Genomic DNA, 20,361 nt, shown 5'->3' with positions numbered 1-20,361 from the left:
ATGGGCAACAAGCAGATCCCCCTCGAAGTGCTCGACTCGGGCGGCGCCGCCTACGTCAGCGAACGCAAGGTCTACCCGCGCGACGTGTCCGGCCCGCTGAACCGCCTGCGGGTGGCCGCGGTGTTCTGGCTGCTCGGCATGTTCTACCTGTTCCCGTGGCTGAGCTGGGACGGACGCCAGGCGGTGCTGTTCGACCTGCCGGCGCGCAAGTTCCATGTCTTCGCCATCACCTTCTGGCCGCAGGACTTCCTGTTCCTGGCGATGCTGCTGATGATCGCCGCGCTGGCGCTGTTCTTCTTCACCGCGCTGGCCGGACGCCTGTGGTGCGGCTACGCCTGCCCGCAGACGGTGTGGACGGAAGTGTTCCTGTGGATGGAAAGCGCCATCGAAGGCGACCGCCACAAGCGGATGAAGCTGGATGCCGGCCCATGGACGCGCGAGAAACTCCTGCGCAAGGGCGGCAAGCACGTCGTGTGGCTGTTGTTCGCGCTGTGGACCGGCTTCACCTTCGTCGGCTTCTTCACCCCGATCCGCGAACTGGCCGCGCGCGCCTGGCCCTACCAGTGGGGCGGCTGGGAAAGCTTCTGGGTGTTCTTCTACGCGCTGGCCACCTGGGGCAACGCCGGCTTCCTGCGCGAGCAGGTGTGCAAGTACATGTGCCCGTATGCGCGCTTCCAGAGCGCGATGTTCGACCGCAACACCCTGATCATCGCCTACGACCCGATGCGCGGCGAACCGCGCGGCCCGCGCAAGCGCGGCCTGGGCAGCGTGCTGGAACGCGCGCGCGGCCTGCTCGACGTCGGCACGGCCTACGACTACGTGTTCCGCGCCAGCCGCCATCCCAGCGCCGCCGCGCAGCAGGCGCACGCGGCCGGCACCATCACCTTCGACACCGGCGCCGAAGCCGCGCCGCTGCCGAAGTTCGCGCCGGACGAACTCGGCGACTGCATCGACTGCACCCTGTGCGTGCAGGTCTGCCCGACCGGCATCGACATCCGCAACGGCCTGCAGTACGAGTGCATCGCCTGCGGCGCCTGCATCGACGCCTGCGACGCGGTGATGGAGAAGGTCGGTTATCCGAAGGGACTCATCCGCTATTCGACCCAGAACGCGATCGACGGCAAGCCTTCGCGCGTGCTGCGCCCGCGCATCTTCGTGTACGGCACGATCCTGCTGGCACTGATGCTCGGCTGGGTCTGGGGCGTGACCCATCGCACCCCGCTGATCGCCGAAGTCCTGCGCGACCGCAACGCGCTGTTCCGCGAGACCGCCGCCGGCATCGAGAACGGCTACACGCTGAAGATCGTCAACAAGACCGATCGCGCGCAGCGCTACCGCATCACCTTCTCCAGCGATGCCGCAGGGCTCGCCCTGCGCGAAGCCCCGACCGTCGACGTCGCCGCCGGTTCGGTGGCCTCGCAGCCGCTGACCCTAGTCGCGCCGGCCGGCACCCGCGGCCGCCATGCGCTGCACTTCGAGGTCAGCGCACTCGACGGCAAGGCCAGGGAAACCGTCGACAGCAGCTTCTTCGGGCCACTGTGATGCAGGCACCGCTGTCCGCGCGCCCGGCATGGAAGGAACCGATGGTGTGGCTGGTCGCCGCGATCCCGGCCGCCTCGGTGGTCGCCTCGGTGGCGCTGCTGGTCGCCGCCGCGCGCTCCAGCGGCAACAACGATGCGGTGGCGGATCGCGTGCAGCGCACCGCGCAGATCCAGGTCAGCGACCTTGCGCCCGACCTCGCCGCGCGCGAGCTCGACCTTGCCGCAAGCCTGCGCGTGGGCGACAAGCGCATCGACGTATTGCCCGCCCACGGCGCATTCCCGCGGGACGCACCGCTGCAGCTGGCCCTGCACCACCCCACCCGCGCGCAGGACGACCTCCAGCTCATCCTGCAGCCCTCCGCCGATGGCTGGTCGATGGCGTACCCCTTGCCGCAGGCGCATGACTGGACGTTGACGCTGGCGCCGGTCGACGGCCGTTGGCGCCTGCAAGGTCGCCTGCCACGTGACCAGCGCAGCGCCGGATTGCAGCCCGCCCTGGGCGCGCGATGAACGGCATGGTGGCCGTCGCCGGCCCGGTGCCTGCCGCGGCCGCCGGCTGCTTCCATTGCGGCGATTCGCTGCCGGCGGCGCCGGTCGCGCTTCGACTCGATGGCGTTACCCGCGAGTTCTGCTGCAACGGTTGCGCCGCCGCCGCGCAATGGATCCGCGACGCCGCCCTCGACGACTATTACCGCCTGCGCGAACGCCCGGGCCGTCGCATCGATCCCGACGATGGCTCGCTGGCGCACTGGGACCGCGAGGACGTGCTCGCCGGCCATGCCCGCGCGGTCGACGGCGGCCGCGAACTGGTGGTGGTCGCCGAGGGCATGCATTGCGCGGCCTGCGCCTGGCTGATCGATCGCGCGCTCTCGCGCGAGGACGGCGTGCTGGACGTGGTCGCCAATGCGGTGACCGGCCGCATCCGCATCGCCTGGGACCCGGCGCGCACCCCGCTGTCGCGGCCGTTGCGGCGGCTGCAGGCATTGGGCTACCGCCCGTATCTCGCCGCCGGCGAGGAACGCGAACGCGAACGTCGGCGCGAACGCAACCGCTGGCTGCTGCGGATCGGCATCGCCGGGCTGGGCGCGATGCAGGCGATGATGTTCGCCGAGGCGCTGTACCTCGACACCTCGAACCAGATGTCGCTGCCGATGCGCGACTTCCTGCGCTGGATCGCCTTCCTGGTGTCGACGCCGGTGGTGTTCTGGGCCGGCTGGCCGTTCCTGTCCGGCGCCTGGCGCGAGCTGCGCGAACGCGCCCCCGGCATGGATACGCTGATCGCGTCGTCCACCCTGCTCGCCTACGGCGCCAGCGTGGTCGAGACCGTGCGCGGCGGCCCGCATGTCTGGTACGACGCCGCGGTGATGTTCGTGTTCCTGCTGCTGCTCGCGAGGATGCTGGAGCAACGCGTGCGCACCACCGCCAGCGCGCAGGTCGATGCCCTCGCCCGCGCGCGGCCCGCCCTGGCGCTGCGCGAAACCGCCGATGGCGGCAGCGAAACCGTGCCGCTGGCGCAACTGGCCATCGGCGACATCGTGCGCATTCCGGCGGGTGAGGCGGCGCCCGCGGATGGCGTGCTGCTGGATGCCGAAGCCCGCTTCGGCGAAGCCCTGCTCACCGGCGAATCGCGTCCGCTGCGCAAGCAGGCCGGCGACACAGTGCTCGCCGGATCGCTGTGCGACGGCCGCACCGCGCGCATCCGCGTCGAACGCACCGGCGGCGACACGCGGCTGGCGCAGCTCGCCGCACTGGTCGAACGCGCGCAGGCGCAGCGCCCGCCCGCCGCGCGCAACGCGGATCGCATCGCCCGGATCTTCGTCACCGCGCAACTTGCAGGCGCCGTCGTGCTGTATTCCGCATGGCGCGCGCATGCGCCGGAGCGCGCCTTCGAGGTCGCCCTGGCCTGGCTGGTGATCAGCTGCCCGTGCGCGCTGTCGATGGCGATCCCCGCCGCGCTGGCCGCCGCCAACAGCGCGCTGGCGAAGATCGGCGTGCTGCCGGTGCGCGCCGATGCGCTGGAACGGCTGGCCGGCATCGACACCGTCGTGTTCGACAAGACCGGCACGCTCAGCGACGGCGAGCCGGAGCTCGGCGCCATCGCCACCTTCGCGGATCTGTCGCAGGTCGATGCGCTGCGCATCGCCGCCGCGCTCGAACGCGGCAGCACGCACCCGCTGGCAAGGGCGTTCGCGGTCATCGTCGACCCGCCGCAGGCGAGCGACGTCGCCACCCATGCGGGTGCCGGCATCGAAGGCCGCGTCGAAGGCAGGCGCTGGCGGCTCGGCCATGCCGCGTTCGCCTGCAAGGGCGAGGACGACGGCGCGCTGTGGCTGGGCGATGGCGAACGCGCCCACGCGCGCTTCGGCATCCGCGAACGCCAGCGCGCGGATGCCGGCGATGCCGTGCATGCCTTGCACGCGCACGGCATGCATGTGCACCTGCTCAGCGGCGATGGCGCGACCGCGGTCCACCGCTTCGCCGACTTGCTCGGCATCGAACATGCGCTGGCGCGCCGATCGCCCGAACAGAAGCTCGCCGAACTGCAGCGCCTGCAATCGGCAGGCCGCGCGGTGGCGATGATCGGCGACGGCATCAACGACGCGCCGGTGCTGGCCGCCGCCGACGTGTCCATCGCCATCGGCGACGGCGCAGCATTGGCCACCCGCAACGCCGACCTGGTGCTGGCCGCACCCACCCTGATGCGCATCCCGCAGGCCATCGTGCTGGCGCGTCGCACGCGCACAGTGATCCGCCAGAACCTGGCCTGGGCATTGGGCTACAACCTGCTGGCGCTGCCGGTCGCCGCGCTCGGGCTGGTCACGCCGTGGCTGGCCGCGCTGGGCATGGCCCTGTCCTCGCTCACCGTGACGCTCAATGCGCTGCGGCTGGCGCGCGCACCGCGCATGGAGCGCGCCTGATGGCCATCCTGCTGCTGCTCATCCCGCTCAGCCTGATGCTGCTGGTGGTGGCGATCTGGGCCTTCGCGTGGGCCGTGAAGCGCGGCCAGTTCGACGACCTCGACACCCCGGCCATCGACATCCTCCGCGACGACGACGCGCCCGCGCCGCGGCACCCGCGCGACCAGGCCGGCGACGATGCCGGTTGACGGCCTGGTGCTGCTGGCCGCGTTCGCCAGCGGCCTGCTCGGCACCGTGCATTGCGCGGCGATGTGCGGCGGCATCGCCACCAGCCTCGCCGTCGGGCAACGCGACAGCGTGTGGATGGCGGCGCTGCCGAACCTCGGCCGGGTGCTGGGCTATGCGCTGGCCGGCGCCATCGTCGGCGGGCTCGGCGGCGGCCTGCTGCAGCTGGCACGCATGCCGCAACTCGGGATCGCGATGCGGGCGCTGGTCGGCATCGTGCTGGTAATAGCTGGCCTGCGCCTGCTGGACCGCACGCATCGCCTGCCGAAGTTCGGCGGAGGCTCCGGCGCGCGCCTGTGGCGTTGGCTGGCGCCGCTGCGCGCGCGCGCATGGCCGGCGGATACCGCCGGCAAGCGACTCGCGGTCGGCATGCTGTGGGGCTGGATGCCGTGCGGTCTCAGCACCACCCTGCTCGCCGCCGCGTGGCTGCAGGCCAGCGCCGCGCATGGCGCGCTGACCATGGCCGCGTTCGGCTTGGGCACCCTGCCCTTGATGATCCCGCTGACCTGGGCCGGGGCGCGCATCGGCCAACGGTTGCAGCGTGGCGGTTTGCGCAACGCGGCGGGCGCGCTGGTGATCGGCGCCGGCCTGCTCACGCTCGCCGGGCCGTGGTTGATGCACGTCCCCATGCTGCATGGCATGCTGGCCGCGCTGGGTTGCCGCAGCCTGCCGTAAGCGCTGCCCCCTTGCGCCCCGCGGCGCGAACGCACACCCTGAAGCCGGATCGCGCCGCGACGCGGCATTGGGGAATCGCTCGATGATGAAGTGGCTCAGGCGCGGCATCGCGCTGTTGCTGGTCCTTGCCCTGCTCGTCGCCATCGCCGCGTGGTGGGCGATGCGCGCCAGCCTCGCCGCCCTCGATGGCGATGTCGCGTTGCCGGGCCTCTCCGCCGAAACCACGATCCAGCGCGATGCGAACGGCACGGTCACCATCGACGCCAGCAACGAAGCGGATGCCATGCGCGCGCTCGGTTACGTGCACGCGCAGGAACGCTATTTCGAGATGGACCTGCTGCGCCGTACCGCGGCCGGCGAACTGGCCGGACTGTTCGGCGCGATCGCCATCGATACCGACAAGCGCCACCGCGTGCACCGCCTGCGTGCGCGCGTCGCCGCCAACCTCGACACCGTCGCCGGCGCGCAACGCCCGCTGCTGCAGGCCTACGTGGATGGCGTCAACGCCGGCCTGCGCGACCTCAAGGCGCGCCCGTGGCCGTACCTGCTGCTGCGCCAGCAACCGGCGAAGTGGCGGATCGAGGACACGCCGCTGGTCGGCTATGCGATGTACTTCGACCTGCAGGGCGGCGACGACGCCAACGAATACGCGCTGTGGACGATCAAGCCGCAGCTGCCCGATGCGCTGTACGCCCTGCTCACCCATTCCGGCAGCACCTGGGATGCGCCATTGTTCGGTGCCGCCCGCGGCGACGCGGCATTGCCGACCGCGGACCAGGTCGACCTGCGCAAGCTGCCGGCACCTCCCGCAGCGAAGCCCGGCGAGATGGCCCACGGCGGCGACATCGGCAGCAACAACTTCGCGGTGGCCGGCAGCCTGACCGCCGACGGCCGCGCCATCGTCGCCGACGACATGCACCTGGGCCTGCGCGCGCCCAACATCTGGTTCCGCGCACGCCTGCGCTATCCGGATGCGCGTGCGCCCGCGGGCAAGGTCGATACCGGCGGCTTCAGCCTGCCGGGCCTGCCCGGGATCGTGGTCGGCAGCGGCGGCCACGTGGCCTGGGCGTTCACCAACAGCTATGGCGACTACCAGGACTGGAAGCTGCAAACGCCGTGCGCGAAAGACGCGGCCAGCGCCGGCTGCGCGCCGATCAAGACCCATCGGGAACGCATCGCGGTCGCTGGCGGCAAGGCCGTCGATTTCGATGTCGAGGAATCCGCATGGGGCCCGCTGCTGCATCGCCTGCCCGATGGCCGCGCGCTCGCCTTGCGTTGGGCCGCGCACCTGCCCGGCGCGCTCAACCTCGGCGTGGTCGACCTGCCGAAGGCGCGCGATGTCGGCGATGCGCTGGCGATCGCCGACCGCGTCGGCATCCCCACCCAGAACCTGTTGCTCGCCGACCGCGACGGCCGCATCGCCTGGCGCCTGCTCGGGCCGATCGCGCAGCGCGAAGGCGCATGCGCATCGACGCACCTGGTCGAGAACGATGCGACCGCTGCGCAATGCGCGCCCTGGAAGATCGCCAGCGACCGCTCGCCGCGCCTCGACGCGCCGGCTTCCGGCCGGCTGTGGACCGCGAACGCGCGCACGCTGGATGGCGACGCGCTGCAAGCCGTCGGCGACGGCGGGCTCGCGCTGGGCGCGCGCGCGCAGCAGATCCGCGACGACCTGTTCGCGAAATCGAAATTCAGCGAACGCGACCTGCTGGCGATCCAGCTCGACGACCGCGCCCTGTTCCTGCAACGCTGGCATGCGTTGCTGGGCGAACGCGCCGCGCAGGCGAAGACCCCGGCGCTGTCCGCACTCGCCGCTGCCGCGAAGACCTGGGAAGGCCGCGCGATCCCGCAATCGGTGAGCTACCGCATCGTCCGCGCGTGGCGGCTGGCGGTGCATGCGCGCATCCTCGACGGCCTGACCGCGCCGGCGCAGGCTGCACTGGGCAAGGACTACACCGCGCCGAAACTGTCGCAATTCGAGGGCGTGGCCTGGCCCCTGGTCGCGCAACGACCGCCGCACCTGCTGTCGCGTCGTTTCGACAGCTGGGATGCACTGTTCGAGGATGCCGCGAACGAAGTGCGTGGCGATCTCGAAACGCATGGCCCGCTTGCCCAGCGTCGCTGGGGCGAGCGCAACACCGCGGCGATCTGCCACCCGCTGGTGCGCGCACTGCCGTTCGCGAAATCCATGCTATGCATGCCGGCCGACCAACTCGCCGGCGATACCGCGATGCCGCGCGTGGCCGGCCCGGATTTCGGCGCCTCCGAACGCATGGTGGTGTCGCCCGGCCACGAGGCCGACGGCATCATCCACATGCCCGGTGGGCAGAGCGGGCATCCGCTCTCGCCGTTCTGGGGCGCGGGTCACGAGGACTGGGTGCACGGCCGGCCCACGCCGTTCCTGCCGGGTCCGGCCACGCACACCCTGCGCCTGCAACCGGCGACGCGCTAGGCCACCAGCGCGTCGTTGTGCACCCCGGCCACGGCACGGCCGGAGGGATCGGCCATGGTCGCGAACGCGGCATCCCAGGCAATGGCTGCGGGCGATGAACAGGCGATCGACTTGCCGCCCGGCACCGTGTTCGCGCAGGCCTCGCCGGGGAAGATCTCCTCGAACAGGCGGCGGTAGAAATACGCTTCCTTGGTCTGCGGCGGATTGACCGGGAATCGCGTTTCCGCGGTGGCGAAATCCGCATCGCTGACTTGCGCTTCGGCATGCGCCTTCAGGCCGTCGATCCAGCCGTAGCCCACGCCGTCGCTGAACTGCTCCTTCTGCCGCCACAGGATTTCCTGCGGCAGGTAGCCCTCGAACGCCTCGCGCAGCACGGATTTCTCGATCTTCCCGCCGCCGCTCATCTTGTGCCTGGCGTCCATCCGCATCGCCACGTCCATGAACTCGACGTCGAGGAACGGCACCCGCGGCTCCACCCCCCAGGCCATCATCGACTTGTTGGCGCGCAGGCAGTCGTAGCTGTGCAGCGCGTCCAGCTTGCGCACCAGTTCCTCGTGGAATTCGCGCGCGTTCGGCGCCTTGTGGAAATACAGGTAACCGCCGAACAGCTCGTCGCTGCCCTCGCCGCTGAGCACCATCTTCACCCCCATCGCCTTGATCCGCCGCGCCAGCAGGAACATCGGCGTCGAGGCGCGGATGGTGGTGACGTCGTAGGTCTCGATGTGGCGGATCACTTCCGGCAACGCATCGAGCCCTTCGGCGAAGCTGTAGGTGAAGCCGTGGTGCACCGTACCCAGGCTGTCTGCGGCGACCTGCGCGGCTTTTAGGTCGGGCGAGCCGTCGAGGCCGATGGCGAAGCTGTGCAGGCGCGGCCACCAGGCCTCGCCCTTGTCGTCGTCCTCCACCCGCTTGCGCGCGAACTTGGCGGCGCAGGCCGCGACCAGCGAGGAATCCAGCCCGCCCGACAGCAGCACGCCGTACGGCACGTCGCTCATCAGCTGGCGGTGCACCGCGCGCTCGAACGCCTCGCGCAGTTCGGCCTTGTCGGCGGCGACGCCCTGCACCGCGTCGTAGTCGCGCCAAGCGCGCTTGTACCAGTGGGTGAGCTCGCCGCTGGCGCTGTCGTAGACCTGGCCGGGCGGGAACGCGGCGACGTCGTCGCAGATCCGTACCAGCGCCTTCATTTCCGAGGCGACCCACAGGCGGCCATCGGCATCGTGGCCCCAGTACAGCGGGCAGATGCCCATGTGGTCGCGCGCGACCAGCACCCGCTTCGCCTGCGCATCCCACAGGGCGAAGGCGAAGATGCCGTTGAGCCGGCCCAGCCAGGTCTCCGGGGCTTCGCCATCGCGATACAGCGCGTTGATCACCTCGCAATCCGAGCCGGTCTGGAACGCGTACGGCTTGGCCAGCCGGCGCTCGAGTTCGCGGTGGTTGTAGATCTCGCCGTTCACCGCCAGCACCAAGGTGCCATCCGCGGAATGGATCGGCTGCGCGCCGCCGGCGGGATCGACGATGGCCAGGCGCTCGTGCACCAGCAGCGCATTCGCATCGGCATGTACCCCGCTCCAGTCCGGACCGCGATGGCGCTGGCGCGCGGACAGCGACAAGGCCAGCGGCCGCAGGGGTTGCAGGTCCGCGCCGGGGCGGAGGTCGAAGACGCCGAGGATCGAGCACATCGTGGAAGTCCTTGAGGGGAATTTCGGGAGGGGAAAACGAAGAAGCCCGCACTTCGCAGTGCGGGCTTCGGGAAGATCAGCGTGTGACGCGCGCGCTAATCGCCGACCCGCGGGGGGCTGGCGTTCAGACGATTATTATTTTCGGCGCGCTGGAAGCTCATGGGCCGACCTTAACCCGCCGAAGCGGCATCGCGCAACGGTTGCGCCAGCAACCGTTCGAGCAGGGCCAGGTACAGATCCGGCAGCGCCTCGAGGTCCGCCACGCGCACATGCTCGTCGACCTTGTGGATGCTGGCATTGACCGGCCCGACTTCGATGCACTGCGCGCCCAGCGGGGCGATGAAGCGTGCATCCGAGGTACCGCCGCCGGTGCTTTCCTCCGGCGCTGCGCCGGCGAAGCGCGCCAGCACTTCGCGCGCGGCGGCACGCAGCGGGCCTTCCGGCGTGTAGAACGGTTCGCCGCCGCGATGCCAATGCAGGTCGAACTCCAGGCCGTATTCGCGCAGCAGGTTTTCGCACTCCGCTTCCAGCTGCGCGGCGGTCCAGTGCGGGTTGTAGCGCAGGTTGAACAGCAGCTTCGCTTCGCCGGGGATCACGTTGTTGGCGCCGGTACCTGCGTTGAAATTGCTGATTTGCAGCGACGTGGGCGGGAAGCTTTCATAGCCGGCGTCCCACTGCTTCCACGCCAGCCCGGCCAAGGCCCGCAACGCCTGGTGGATCGGGTTGCGCGCCTTCTCCGGATAGGCGACGTGGCCCTGGATGCCCTTCACCGTGAGCGTGGCCGACAAGGTGCCGCGCCGACCGACGCGCAGCAGGTCGCCGAGCATCGCCTTCGACGAGGGTTCGCCGGTGATGCACCAGTCGATGCGCTGGCCGCGTTCGCGGAACAGGTCGGCGACCTTGCGCACGCCATCGACGGCATCGCCCTCTTCGTCCGAGGTCAGCAGCAGCGCCACCGTGCCCGCATGGCCCGGATGCGCGGCGACGAAATTTTCCAGCGCGACCACGAACGCCGCCACGCTGCCCTTCATGTCCGCCGTGCCACGGCCGTACAGCATGCCATCGCGCACTTCCGGCGCGAACGGATCGCTGGCCCAGGCGTCGCGCGGGCCGGGCGGCACCACGTCGGTATGGCCGAGCAGCACCAGTACCGGGCCGTCGCCGCTGCCGTGCGTCGCCCACAGGTTGTCCACCTCGCCGAAGCGCAGGTGTTCGATGGCGAAGCCGGCGCGCTGCAGGCGCTGCGCGATCAGTTGCTGGCAACCAGCATCGTCCGGCGTCACCGAAGGCCGCGCGATCAAGTCGCAGGCCAGGGCGAAGACGTCGCTCACTTGTCGATCCCGAACAGTTTCTTGAAGCCGTTGTCCGAAAATCCCTGCGACATCGAACCGTCGTTGAGCACGACGACAGGCCTGCGGATCAGCTGCGGATATTCCTTCAGCAGCAGCTTCCATTCGGCATCGCTGCCGGGCGCCTTGCGGTTCGGCGGTAGCTCGCGCCAAGTCGTCGAGGACTTGTTGATCAGCAAATCCCAGCTGCCCGCCGCGTCTTTCCATGCGATGAGCGTTTCCGGCGCCTGCCGCTCGTCGCGATAGTCGACGAAGCGATAGTCGATGCCGAAGCGCTTCAGCCAGTTCTGCGCCTTCCTGCAGGTGTCGCAGTTCTTCAGGCCGTACAAGATCGTCATGCGGAACAACTCCGGGGGAATGGTCGGCAGGCGGTTTTCGCGACCATCGGCGACATGGATGTCGCCGATGAGCCTACATGGATGTACTTGCGGGTGTCGCGAAAACCGCCTGCCGGCCAGCCTCGCGACGATGCCGAACCTCAGTCGGCCAACCCGCGCAGCAATTCGTTGACCGAGGTCTTGCTGCGCGTCTTCGCGTCCACCTGCTTGACGATCACCGCGCAGTACAGCGAATGCGAACCGTCCTTGGCCGGCAACTGGCCGGACACGACCACGCTGTACGGCGGCACCCGGCCATAGCTGATCTCGCCGGTCGCGCGGTTGTAGACGCGCGTGCTCTGGCCGAGGAACACGCCCATGCCGATCACGCTGTGGTGGCCGACCACGAAGCCTTCCACCACTTCCGAACGCGCGCCGATGAAGCAATGGTCCTCGATGATCGTCGGGCTGGCCTGCAGCGGCTCCAGCACGCCGCCGATGCCGGCGCCGCCGGACAGGTGGCAGCCCTTGCCGATCTGCGCGCAGCTGCCGACCGTGGCCCAGGTATCGACCATCGTGCCTTCGCCGACATGCGCGCCGATGTTGACGAAGCTCGGCATCAGCACCACGTCCTTGCCGATGTGGCTGCCCGCGCGCACCACCGCGCCCGGCACCACCCGCGCGCCGAGCTTGCGGAAATCGGCTTCGTCGAAATCGGCGAAGCGCGCCGGCACCTTGTCCCAGAACGGCGCCGGATAGCTTTCGACCAATTCCATTTCCTGGGTGCGGAAGTACAGCAGCACCGCCTTCTTCAGCCATTCATTGACCGCCCAGCCGCCGTTGCCGTCCGGTTCGGCCACGCGCAGGTCGCCCTTCTCGAGGCCTTCGATGACGCGATCCACCGCAGGCCTGGTGGCGCCCTCGATCTCTTCCGGGGTCAGCGCGGCGCGGCGCTCCCACGCGCTTTCGATCTCGAAGCGCAATGTTTCGATCTCCGCCGCACGCGCGGCGGCGCGCGCCTTCGCGGGCGACGGCTTCGCTGCGGCTTGCTCGTCGGCGGTCTTCTTGTTGGGCTTGGCGGGGCTCATCGCGGGTCTCCGTCGAGTGCGGCCAGCAGCGCGTCGCGCAACGACTGGCGTTGGGGGTCGGGCAACGGGCGGTCGTGCTCGTCGCTGATCTGGAACATGTCCTCGGCGCGTTCGCCGAAGGTGGCGATGCGCGCATCGTGCACGCGCAGGCGCTGCTCGCGCAGCACGCGCGCGATGTCGGCGAGCAGGCCCGGACGATCGTTGCAGACGATGCTGACCAGGGTGCGGCCGGCCTCCGCCTCGGCGAACCCGACCTGCGGGACGATGCGGAAATGGCGCAGATGGCGCGGCTGGCTGCGCCGCGCGGGCAGCACGCGGCCCAGGTCGCCGGCCAGCACGCGCTGCAGGCTGGTTTCGATCTGCGCCGGCGCAGGCGCGTGCCGCGGGTCGTTCGGCAACACGTGGAAGGTGTCGAAGATGGTGGCGTCCGGGCCGTCCAGCGCGCGCGCCTGCAGGATGGCCAGGCCGGCGCGATCCAGCCCGATCACGATCGCCGCGAACAGGCCATCGCGATCCGGCGCATGCACCAGCACTTCATAGCCACTGCCGCCGAGCTGGCGCGCACGCACGACGGTCTCGCCTGCCGCCACATCGCGCAACGCATTGGCCTGCCAGGCGATCTGTTCGGGGCGACTGCGCAGGAAATTGTCGCGCGGCATGCGCGCGAAGACGGCGTCGATGACGTCGTCGTCGAGGCCTTCCTCGGACAGCAGCATGCCGGCGGTGGCGCGGTTTTCGTCGATGCGTTCGTCCGCCGCGACCGGATGCTCCAGCCCGCGCCGCAACGCGAGGCGCGTCGCCGTGTGCAGGTCGGCCAGCAGCCGGTCCTTCCACGCATTCCACAGCTTCGGCGAGGTACCGGCGATGTCCGCGCAGGTCAGCAGGTACAGGCAATCCAGGCGCTGGCGATCCTCGACCAGCGCGGCGAAGCGGTGGATCACCTCGGGATCGGTGATGTCCTGCTTCTGCGCGGTCACCGACATCAGCAGGTGCTTGCGCACCAGCCATTCGACCAGCGCGGTATCGGCTTCGATCAGGCCCATCGCCTCGCAGAACTCGCGCGCATCGACCGCGCCGAGTTCGGAATGGTCGCCGCCGCGGCCCTTGCCGATGTCGTGGAACAGGCCGGCCAGCAGCAGCAGTTCCGGCTTGCGCAGCTGCGGCCAGACCGTATGCGCGACGGCGAAGCGTTCGTCCGCCTCGCCGGAGGCGAACGCGGCCAGGTTCTTCAGCACCGCCAGCGTGTGCTGGTCCACGGTGTAGACGTGGAACAGGTCGAACTGCATGCGCCCGGACACCTGCGCGAACGCGGGGATCCAGCGCCCGAGCACGCCGAGCCGGGTCATCCGTTCCAGCGTCTTCACCGGCTGCGGGCCGCGCAGCAGTTGCATGAAGGCTTCGCGCAAGGCTGGCGACGCCTTCGCGTATTCCTGGATCCCGGGCAAGGCGCGCGCCAGTTCGCGTGCGGTCTGCGAATGCAAGCCGCGCAGCGACGTGTCGGCCGCCCAGGCCGCGAACAGCGCGAACACGTTTGCCGTGTCTTCCAGCAACCAGCCCGGCTTGCGGGTGGCGAGGTAACCGCGGCGCAGCTCGAGGTCGTCGTCAAGCGCCTGCGGCTCGGCGGCGCCGTCGAAATGTTCCTCGAAGCGCTGCAGCAGGCGGTCGTTGATCCGCCGCACGATCGCCGCGCTGCGGTAGAAGCCCTGCATCATCTTCTCGACCGCCAGCGAATCGCCGTCGTCGGCGTAGCCCAGGCGCTCGGCCAGCAGTTTCTGGAAATCGAAGCGCAGGCGTTCCTCGCGCCGCCCGGCGACCAGGTGCAGGCCGAAGCGCAGGCGCCCGAGCGCACGCCGTTCGCGATCCAGCGCGACGGCTTCGTCGGCACCGAGGTGGTCCAGCCCGACCAGCGGATCCAGCTCGCGCACGCCGAAGCTGCGCAGCGCCATCCAGCCCAGCGTGTGCAGGTCGCGCAGGCCGCCGGGGCCGTCCTTGAGATTGGGTTCGAGGTTGTCGCTGGTGTCGCCGAAGCGCGCGTGGCGCTGCGCCTGCTCGCGCACCTTGGCCTCGAAGAAGGCCCGCGCCGGCCAGACCCGTTCGGGCGAAACCGCGTCGCGCAGGCCCTGCTGCGCGGCCTCGCCGGCCACCAGCGGGCGCGCTTCGATCAACGCGGTGAGCACGGTCTGGTCAGCGCTGGCCTCGGTGCACTGCGCGGGCGAACGCACCGCCTGGCTCGCCTGCAGGCCGGCATCCCACAGCAAGGCGAGGAAGCGTGCCAGCGCGGGCTGCTGCGCCTGCTGCACATCGCCATCGGCGAGCACCAGCAGGTCGATGTCCGAATGCGGGAACAGTTCGCCGCGGCCGTAGCCGCCGACCGCGAACAGCGCGAGCCCGGCACCGGCCGGGATGCAGCGCTGCCACCCGGCGCGGATCACTTCATCGACCGCACGCGTGCGCAGCGCGACCAGCTTGTCGACGATCTCGCCGCCGTCGAAGCGCCTGGCCAGCTTCGCGTCGGCCTGCGCCAGCACCGCGCGGGTAGCCGCGGCCCAGGCGGCATCGCCGTCGGCGCCCGCCGGGACATCAACGGAAGCCGCAGTCGTGTCGGCCGCCGCGTGGGTACTCACAGGTCGTTGTCGTCGCCCGGCAGGCGGGTCAGGATCTCCGCGCCGTCGGCGGTGACCGCGACGGTGTGCTCCCACTGCGCCGACAACTTGCGGTCCTTGGTGACCACCGTCCAGCCGTCCGGCAGCAGCTTGGTGTGGCGCGCGCCTTCGTTGATCATCGGTTCGATGGTGAAGGTCATGCCTTCCTTCAGCACCACGCCCTCGCCAGGGCGGCCGTAGTGCAGCACCTGCGGGTCGTCGTGGTAGACCTTGCCGATGCCGTGGCCGCAGTACTCGCGGACCACGCTGAAGCGCTCGGATTCGGCGTACTGCTGGATCGCGTGGCCGACATCGCCCAGGGTCGCGCCCGGCCTGACCGCGCGGATGCCGCGGAACATCGCCTCGCGGGTCACCTCGACCAGTCGCCTGGCCATCACCGACGGGGTGCCGACGAAGTACATGCGGCTGGTGTCGCCGTGCCAGCCGTCCTTGATCACGGTGACGTCGATGTTGACGATGTCGCCGTCCTTCAGCACCTTGGATTCGCTGGGGATGCCGTGGCAGATCACATTGTTGACCGAGGTGCACACGGTCTTGGGGAAGCCGCGGTAGCCGACGTTGGCCGGGATCGCGCCCTGCACGTTGACGATGTGGTCGTGGCAGATGCGGTCCAGTTCCTCGGTGGTCACCCCCGGCTTCACGAACGGGGCGACCACCTGCAGCACTTCGGCGGCCAGGCGGCCGGCTTCGCGCATCTTCTCGAGGTCGGCGGCGGTTTTCAGGTTGATGCTCATGGGCGGATTATCGCCGATCCGGCCTCTGCAGTGCCGCGCAGGGCGACGCAGCCGGGCCGCCGGCCGGGGCGCGAACCGAGCGGGTCATGGATGGCCCGCGCCCGCAAGATCGATCCTGGACGACTGGACCGAGCGGCGTGCTCACGCCCCGGCCGGCGGCCCGACTGCCCACGGATTGCCCCGATCCACTTTTTGCGCCATACTTTCAAGGCTTTACCGCCGCCATGTCGGGCGACACCGGCAAATCCACACCTGTCGACAACCCCTGCGCCGGGGTGCTCCGCAAGGAGTTCGGACGCAGTGACGGCAGGGAGGCCCAACCCCGGAACCATTGCCCCGCCGCAACGATCGGCGGCCGGTTCCATTGTTCAGGAGTTACTGCAATGCCCCAGATCACCATGCGCCAGATGCTGGAAGCCGGCGTCCATTTCGGCCACCAGACCCGCTACTGGAACCCCAAGATGGGCCCGTACATCTTCGGCGCCCGCGGCAAGATCCACATCATCAACCTCGAGAAGACCGTCCCGCTGTTCAACGACGCGATGAACTTCATCAGCGGCGTGGCGCAGAAGCGCGGCACCATCCTGTTCGTGGGCACCAAGCGCAGCGCGCGCGACCCGATCAAGGAAGAGGCGACCCGTTGCGGCATGCCGTACATGACCCAGCGCTGGCTGGGCGGCTCGCTGACCAACTTCGCCACCGTGAAGAAGTCGGTCGCCCGCCTGAAGGAACTGGAGGCCGCGGAAACCGACGGCACCTTCCAGAAGCTGGTCAAGCACGAAGTGATGGGCCTGCGCCGCGAGCGCGACAAGCTGGAAGCCTCGCTGGGCGGCATCAAGGACATGAACCGCCTGCCGGACGCCCTGTTCGTGATCGACATCGGCCATGAAGACATCGCCATCAAGGAAGCCAAGAAGCTCGGCATCCCGGTGATCGCGGTGGTCGACACCAACTACGACCCGAACCTGGTCGACTACGCCATCCCGGGCAACGACGACGCCATCCGTGCCGTGCAGCTGTACGCCGGCGCCGCCGCCGACGCCGTGCTGGAAGGCAAGGCCGCCACCCCGTCCGCCGCCAGCGTGCGCGAGGAAGACTTCGCCGCGGACGGCGACAAGAAGCCGGCCCGCCGCGCACCGGCCAAGAAGGCCGCCGCGACCGACGACGCCGCGCCGAAGGCCGAGTAACCGCAACGTCACGCAGCCGCACCAAGCCGTGCGGCCGCGACGCAGGCAACGCGACACATTGGCGGGCCAGGCGCCCGCCCGACTCATTACATCGAAGGTATCCCCATGGCTGAAATCACCGCTTCCCTGGTCAAGGAACTGCGCGAGCGCACCGGCGCCGGCATGATGGAGTGCAAGAAGGCACTCAGCGAAACCAACGGCGACATCGACGCGGCGGCCGAGGCGCTGCGCAAGTCCGGCGCCGCCAAGGCCGACAAGAAGGCCGACCGCGTGGCCGCCGAAGGCCGCATCGGCGTGGCCCAGGCCGGCGGCAAGGCCGTGCTGGTCGAGGTCAACTCCGAGACCGACTTCGTCGCCAACGACGTCAACTTCAAGAACTTCGTGCAGACCGTCGCCGACGCCGCGCTGGCCTCCGGCGCCGCCGATGTGGAAGCGCTGAAGGCCGCCAAGCTGGCCTCCGGCGAGACCGTCGAGGAAGCCCGCGCCACCGCCGTGCAGAAGCTGGGCGAGAACATCCAGATCCGCCGCCTAGCCAAGGTCGACGGCAGCAATACCGTCGGCGCCTACGTGCACACCAACGGCAAGATCGGCGTGCTGGTCGACCTGGCCGGCGGCAACGCCGAACTGGCCTCGGGCCTGGCCATGCACGTCGCCGCGATGAACCCGCCGTACAACAAGCAGGCCGACGTCCCGGCCGACTTCGTGGCGAAGGAAAAGGAAATCGAACTGGCCAAGATGTCCGAGAAGGACAAGCAGAAGCCGGCCGAGATCCTCGAGAAGATCATCGGCGGCAAGATCGCCAAGATCGTCAACGAAGTGAGCCTGTACGGCCAGAACTACGTGCTGGATTCCGACAAGACCGTGGAAGCCGTGCTGAAGGGCGCCGGCGCCGACGTGGCCGGCTTCCAGCGCCTGGTGGTCGGCGAAGGCATCGAGAAGGTGGTCGAGGACTACGCCGCGGAAGTGGCGAAGGCGATGCAGGTCTGATCGACCGCACCATCGCGATACGGAAAACCCGCCGGCGACGGCGGGTTTTTTTTATGGCCCGCGCGCGAGCCGGCGCGCCGCATCGGCTAGAATTCCGCCGTTTACCCCGCCGGAGCTTGCGCATGTCGAACCTCGCCTATCGCCGCGTCCTGCTCAAGCTCTCCGGCGAAGCGCTGATGGGCGACGAGGACTACGGCATCGACCCGAAGGTGATCGGGCGGCTGGCGCGCGAAGTGATGGAAGTGCGCGAGGCCGGCGCGGAGATCGCGCTGGTGATCGGCGGCGGCAACATCTTCCGCGGCGCCGGCCTGGCCGCCGGCGGCATGGACCGGGTCACCGGCGACCAGATGGGCATGCTGGCCACGGTCATCAACGCGCTGGCGATGCAGGACGCGCTGGAGAAGCTCGGCGGCAAGTCGCGGGTGATGAGCGCGATCAAGATCAACGACGTGTGCGAGGACTACATCCGCCGCCGCGCCGTGCGCCACCTGGAGAAGGGCCGCATCGCGATCTTCGCCGCCGGCACCGGCAACCCGTTCTTCACCACCGATTCCGGCGCCGCGCTGCGCGCGATCGAGATCGGCGCCGACCTGCTGCTGAAGGCGACCAAGGTCGATGGCGTGTACGACAAGGACCCGAAGAAGCACGCGGATGCGGTCAAGCTGGATGCGCTGACCTACGACGAGGTGATCGCCCGCAACCTGCAGGTGATGGACACCGCCGCGTTCGCCCTGTGCCGCGACGCCGACCTGCCGCTGCGCATCTTCGACATGGCCCAGCCCGGCGTGCTGCTGCGCATCCTGCGCGGCGAGCAGATCGGCACCCTGGTGCGCGGCCGCAGCTGAGGCCGGGCCGCTGGAATAGTGTCCGCAGCGCGCGCCATGCCAAGCTCCGCGCATGCACGGACACTCCCACGCTGACGGCACCCGCGCATTCGCGTGGGTGACCCTGATCAACCTGGCCTACACGGCGCTCGAAGCCGGCTACGGCTTCGCCACCAATTCGCTGGCGCTGCTGTCGGACGCGCTGCACAACTTCGGCGACGTGCTCGGCCTGGGCCTGGCCTGGGGCGCGGCGGTGCTGGCCAAGCGACCGCCGACCGAACGCCACACCTACGGCTGGCGCCGCGCCACCCTGCTCTCGCCGCTGGCCAATGCCTTGCTGCTGGTCGCGTTCTCCGGCGCGCTGGGCTGGGAGGCGATCCGCCGCTTCAACGCGCCGCCGGAGGTGCCCGGCCTGCCGGTGATGGTGGTGGCGGCGATCGGCATCGCCATCAACCTCGGTGCCGCCTGGCTGGTGCGCGACGGCCATGCCCACGACCTCAACCGGCGCGGCGCCTTCCTGCACCTGGTCGCCGATGCCGCGGTGTCGCTGGTGGCGGTGCTGGCCGGCGCCGGCATGTGGTGGCTGGGCTGGACCTGGCTGGACCCGGCCACCGCCCTGCTGGTCGCGGTGGTGGTGGCGATCGGTTCCTTCGGCCTGCTGCGCGATGCCTTCAATGCCGCGATGGACGCGGTGCCGCGCGGCATCGACCAGAACCAGGTGCGCGGCTGGCTGCTGCAACAGCCGGGCGTGTCCGCGGTGCACCACCTGCACATCTGGTCGCTGGGCGCCGGCGAGATCGCGATGACCGCGCACCTGGTGCGCGCGGGCGACGCCGACCACGACGCCTTCATCGACCGCCTCAACGACGGCCTCGACGAGCGCTTCGGCATCAACCACCCGACCCTGCAGATCGAGCGCGGCCACGGCGCGGCCCACGACTGCAACGACCGCGCGCCGCATGGACAGGCGATCGACCGGCACCATGGGCACGTGCACGGCCACGGGCATGGCAGCGACGAATTCGGCCATCCATGAATCCCCGCGCCCCCGGGCCGGCGCCGGGGCCGGCACCGGCTCGCATATAATTCCGCGGTTACCCAAGGAACCCGGAGCACATCGATGCTGAACGACATCAAGAAGGACGCCCAGGCCCGCATGGGCAAGAGCATCGAATCGCTGCGCCACAACCTGGTCAAGGTCCGCACCGGCCGCGCCAACACCGGCCTGGTCGACAGCATCAAGGTCAATTACTACGGCTCCGACATGCCGCTGTCGCAGGTCGCCAGCGTGGCGGTGGGCGATGCGCGTTCGATCATCATCACCCCGTGGGAAAAGCAGATGGTCGGCGCGGTCGAGAAGGCGATCCTCGCCTCCGACCTCGGCCTGACCCCGAACACCGCCGGCACCGTGATCCGCCTGAACATCCCGGCGCTGACCGAGGAGCGCCGCAAGGAACTGACCAAGGTCGTGCACAACGAAGGCGAGGACGCCAAGGTCGCGATCCGCAACATCCGCCGCGACGCCAACCACCAGGTCAAGGAACTGCTGAAGGACAAGCAGATCACCGAGGACGAGGCGACCCGCACCGAGGCCGAGATCCAGAAGATCACCGACGGCGCGATCAAGGACGTGGACGACGTGGTGAAGGCCAAGGAAACGGAACTGATGGCGGTCTGAGCCGCCTGCGCGACGCACCAGACGTGACGAGCCCCGCCGCGCGC

17 protein-coding genes are annotated in these 20,361 nt (G+C 69.7%); 11 read left to right on the top strand and 6 right to left on the bottom strand.

Going from position 1 to position 20,361, the window contains the following annotated elements:
- From FHQ07_RS13120 to FHQ07_RS13095, 6 genes are all read left to right on the top strand, one after another.
- Nucleotides 1–1,542 carry a 4Fe-4S dicluster domain-containing protein gene (locus tag FHQ07_RS13120; RefSeq protein ID WP_139717396.1) on the top strand — a complete coding sequence of 514 codons (1,542 nt, stop codon included), beginning with the start codon at nt 1–3 and terminating at the stop codon, nt 1,540–1,542.
- Entirely contained in the window at nt 1,542–2,051 is a 510-nt protein-coding gene (locus FHQ07_RS13115) for a FixH family protein (RefSeq protein ID WP_139717394.1), read from the top strand. Before FHQ07_RS13120 ends, FHQ07_RS13115 begins: the two co-directional genes overlap by 1 nt.
- Entirely contained in the window at nt 2,048–4,459 is a 2,412-nt protein-coding gene (locus FHQ07_RS13110) for a heavy metal translocating P-type ATPase (RefSeq protein ID WP_240703500.1), read from the top strand. The genes FHQ07_RS13115 and FHQ07_RS13110 overlap by 4 nt, the downstream gene beginning before the upstream one ends.
- Nucleotides 4,459–4,647 (top strand): cbb3-type cytochrome oxidase assembly protein CcoS, encoded by a 189-nt coding sequence (ccoS, locus tag FHQ07_RS13105; protein ID WP_139717390.1) that lies wholly within the window; start codon nt 4,459–4,461, stop codon nt 4,645–4,647. Before FHQ07_RS13110 ends, ccoS begins: the two co-directional genes overlap by 1 nt.
- Entirely contained in the window at nt 4,637–5,359 is a 723-nt protein-coding gene (locus FHQ07_RS13100; protein ID WP_139717388.1) for a sulfite exporter TauE/SafE family protein, read from the top strand. The genes ccoS and FHQ07_RS13100 overlap by 11 nt, the downstream gene beginning before the upstream one ends.
- 82 nt (nt 5,360–5,441) lie before the next feature.
- The gene (locus FHQ07_RS13095) at nt 5,442–7,811 is read left to right on the top strand and encodes a penicillin acylase family protein (protein WP_139717386.1); all 2,370 of its coding nucleotides are present in this window, start codon (nt 5,442–5,444) and stop codon (nt 7,809–7,811) included.
- Here FHQ07_RS13095 and asnB read toward each other — a convergent pair.
- The 6 genes from asnB to map all read right to left on the bottom strand — a co-directional run bounded on the left by asnB (nt 7,808) and on the right by map (nt 15,641).
- Complete coding sequence (gene asnB, locus FHQ07_RS13090) at nt 7,808–9,490, bottom strand: asparagine synthase B (RefSeq protein ID WP_139717384.1); 1,683 nt, start codon at nt 9,488–9,490, stop codon at nt 7,808–7,810. The genes FHQ07_RS13095 and asnB overlap by 4 nt on opposite strands.
- Nucleotides 9,491–9,660: 170 nt before the next feature.
- On the bottom strand, nt 9,661–10,821 hold the full coding sequence (gene dapE / locus FHQ07_RS13085) for a succinyl-diaminopimelate desuccinylase (RefSeq protein WP_139717382.1): 1,161 nt from the start codon (nt 10,819–10,821) through the stop codon (nt 9,661–9,663).
- Nucleotides 10,818–11,177, bottom strand: coding sequence for a Spx/MgsR family RNA polymerase-binding regulatory protein (locus tag FHQ07_RS13080; RefSeq protein ID WP_139717381.1), 360 nt, complete (start codon nt 11,175–11,177; stop codon nt 10,818–10,820). Before FHQ07_RS13080 ends, dapE begins: the two co-directional genes overlap by 4 nt.
- A 140-nt stretch (nt 11,178–11,317) precedes the next feature.
- Nucleotides 11,318–12,244, bottom strand: coding sequence for a 2,3,4,5-tetrahydropyridine-2,6-dicarboxylate N-succinyltransferase (gene dapD, locus FHQ07_RS13075; RefSeq protein WP_139717379.1), 927 nt, complete (start codon nt 12,242–12,244; stop codon nt 11,318–11,320).
- A complete protein-coding gene (gene glnD, locus FHQ07_RS13070; protein ID WP_139717377.1) occupies nt 12,241–14,868 on the bottom strand; it encodes a [protein-PII] uridylyltransferase in 2,628 nt (875 codons plus the stop codon). The genes dapD and glnD overlap by 4 nt, the downstream gene beginning before the upstream one ends.
- Complete coding sequence (gene map / locus FHQ07_RS13065) at nt 14,865–15,641, bottom strand: type I methionyl aminopeptidase (RefSeq protein WP_139717375.1); 777 nt, start codon at nt 15,639–15,641, stop codon at nt 14,865–14,867. Before map ends, glnD begins: the two co-directional genes overlap by 4 nt.
- 383 nt (nt 15,642–16,024) lie before the next feature.
- Between map and rpsB the strand changes: the two genes are divergently transcribed.
- From rpsB to frr, 5 genes are all read left to right on the top strand, one after another.
- The gene (gene rpsB, locus FHQ07_RS13060; RefSeq protein WP_139717373.1) at nt 16,025–16,828 is read left to right on the top strand and encodes a 30S ribosomal protein S2; all 804 of its coding nucleotides are present in this window, start codon (nt 16,025–16,027) and stop codon (nt 16,826–16,828) included.
- Between the two features lie 105 nt (nt 16,829–16,933).
- Entirely contained in the window at nt 16,934–17,815 is an 882-nt protein-coding gene (tsf, locus tag FHQ07_RS13055) for a translation elongation factor Ts (protein WP_139717371.1), read from the top strand.
- 122 nt (nt 17,816–17,937) lie between these two features.
- Complete coding sequence (gene pyrH, locus FHQ07_RS13050) at nt 17,938–18,660, top strand: UMP kinase (RefSeq protein WP_139717369.1); 723 nt, start codon at nt 17,938–17,940, stop codon at nt 18,658–18,660.
- A gap of 52 nt (nt 18,661–18,712) precedes the next feature.
- The gene (locus FHQ07_RS13045) at nt 18,713–19,675 is read left to right on the top strand and encodes a cation diffusion facilitator family transporter (RefSeq protein WP_139717367.1); all 963 of its coding nucleotides are present in this window, start codon (nt 18,713–18,715) and stop codon (nt 19,673–19,675) included.
- Between the two features lie 84 nt (nt 19,676–19,759).
- Nucleotides 19,760–20,317: a ribosome recycling factor gene (gene frr / locus FHQ07_RS13040; protein ID WP_139717365.1), complete on the top strand. Its 558-nt coding sequence runs from the start codon at nt 19,760–19,762 to the stop codon at nt 20,315–20,317.
- Nucleotides 20,318–20,361 lie beyond the last annotated feature (44 nt).

It is taken from the genome of Thermomonas aquatica (genome assembly GCF_006337105.1).
Taxonomy (GTDB): domain Bacteria; phylum Pseudomonadota; class Gammaproteobacteria; order Xanthomonadales; family Xanthomonadaceae; genus Thermomonas; species Thermomonas aquatica.
This window is presented reverse-complemented; position numbering and strand designations above follow the sequence as displayed.

Bases quoted from the DNA above. Each gene is read 5' to 3' on its own strand.
- FHQ07_RS13120 (WP_139717396.1), top strand. From the start codon at position 1: ATGGGCAACAAGCAGATCCCCCTCGAAGTGCTCGACTCGGGCGGCGCC.
- FHQ07_RS13115 (WP_139717394.1), top strand. From the start codon at position 1,542: ATGCAGGCACCGCTGTCCGCGCGCCCGGCATGGAAGGAACCGATGGTG.
- FHQ07_RS13110 (WP_240703500.1), top strand. From the start codon at position 2,048: ATGAACGGCATGGTGGCCGTCGCCGGCCCGGTGCCTGCCGCGGCCGCC.
- ccoS (WP_139717390.1), top strand. From the start codon at position 4,459: ATGGCCATCCTGCTGCTGCTCATCCCGCTCAGCCTGATGCTGCTGGTG.
- FHQ07_RS13100 (WP_139717388.1), top strand. From the start codon at position 4,637: ATGCCGGTTGACGGCCTGGTGCTGCTGGCCGCGTTCGCCAGCGGCCTG.
- FHQ07_RS13095 (WP_139717386.1), top strand. From the start codon at position 5,442: ATGATGAAGTGGCTCAGGCGCGGCATCGCGCTGTTGCTGGTCCTTGCC.
- asnB (WP_139717384.1), bottom strand. From the start codon at position 9,490: ATGTGCTCGATCCTCGGCGTCTTCGACCTCCGCCCCGGCGCGGACCTG.
- FHQ07_RS13080 (WP_139717381.1), bottom strand. From the start codon at position 11,177: ATGACGATCTTGTACGGCCTGAAGAACTGCGACACCTGCAGGAAGGCG.
- dapD (WP_139717379.1), bottom strand. From the start codon at position 12,244: ATGAGCCCCGCCAAGCCCAACAAGAAGACCGCCGACGAGCAAGCCGCA.
- map (WP_139717375.1), bottom strand. From the start codon at position 15,641: ATGAGCATCAACCTGAAAACCGCCGCCGACCTCGAGAAGATGCGCGAA.
- rpsB (WP_139717373.1), top strand. From the start codon at position 16,025: ATGCCCCAGATCACCATGCGCCAGATGCTGGAAGCCGGCGTCCATTTC.
- tsf (WP_139717371.1), top strand. From the start codon at position 16,934: ATGGCTGAAATCACCGCTTCCCTGGTCAAGGAACTGCGCGAGCGCACC.
- pyrH (WP_139717369.1), top strand. From the start codon at position 17,938: ATGTCGAACCTCGCCTATCGCCGCGTCCTGCTCAAGCTCTCCGGCGAA.
- FHQ07_RS13045 (WP_139717367.1), top strand. From the start codon at position 18,713: ATGCACGGACACTCCCACGCTGACGGCACCCGCGCATTCGCGTGGGTG.
- frr (WP_139717365.1), top strand. From the start codon at position 19,760: ATGCTGAACGACATCAAGAAGGACGCCCAGGCCCGCATGGGCAAGAGC.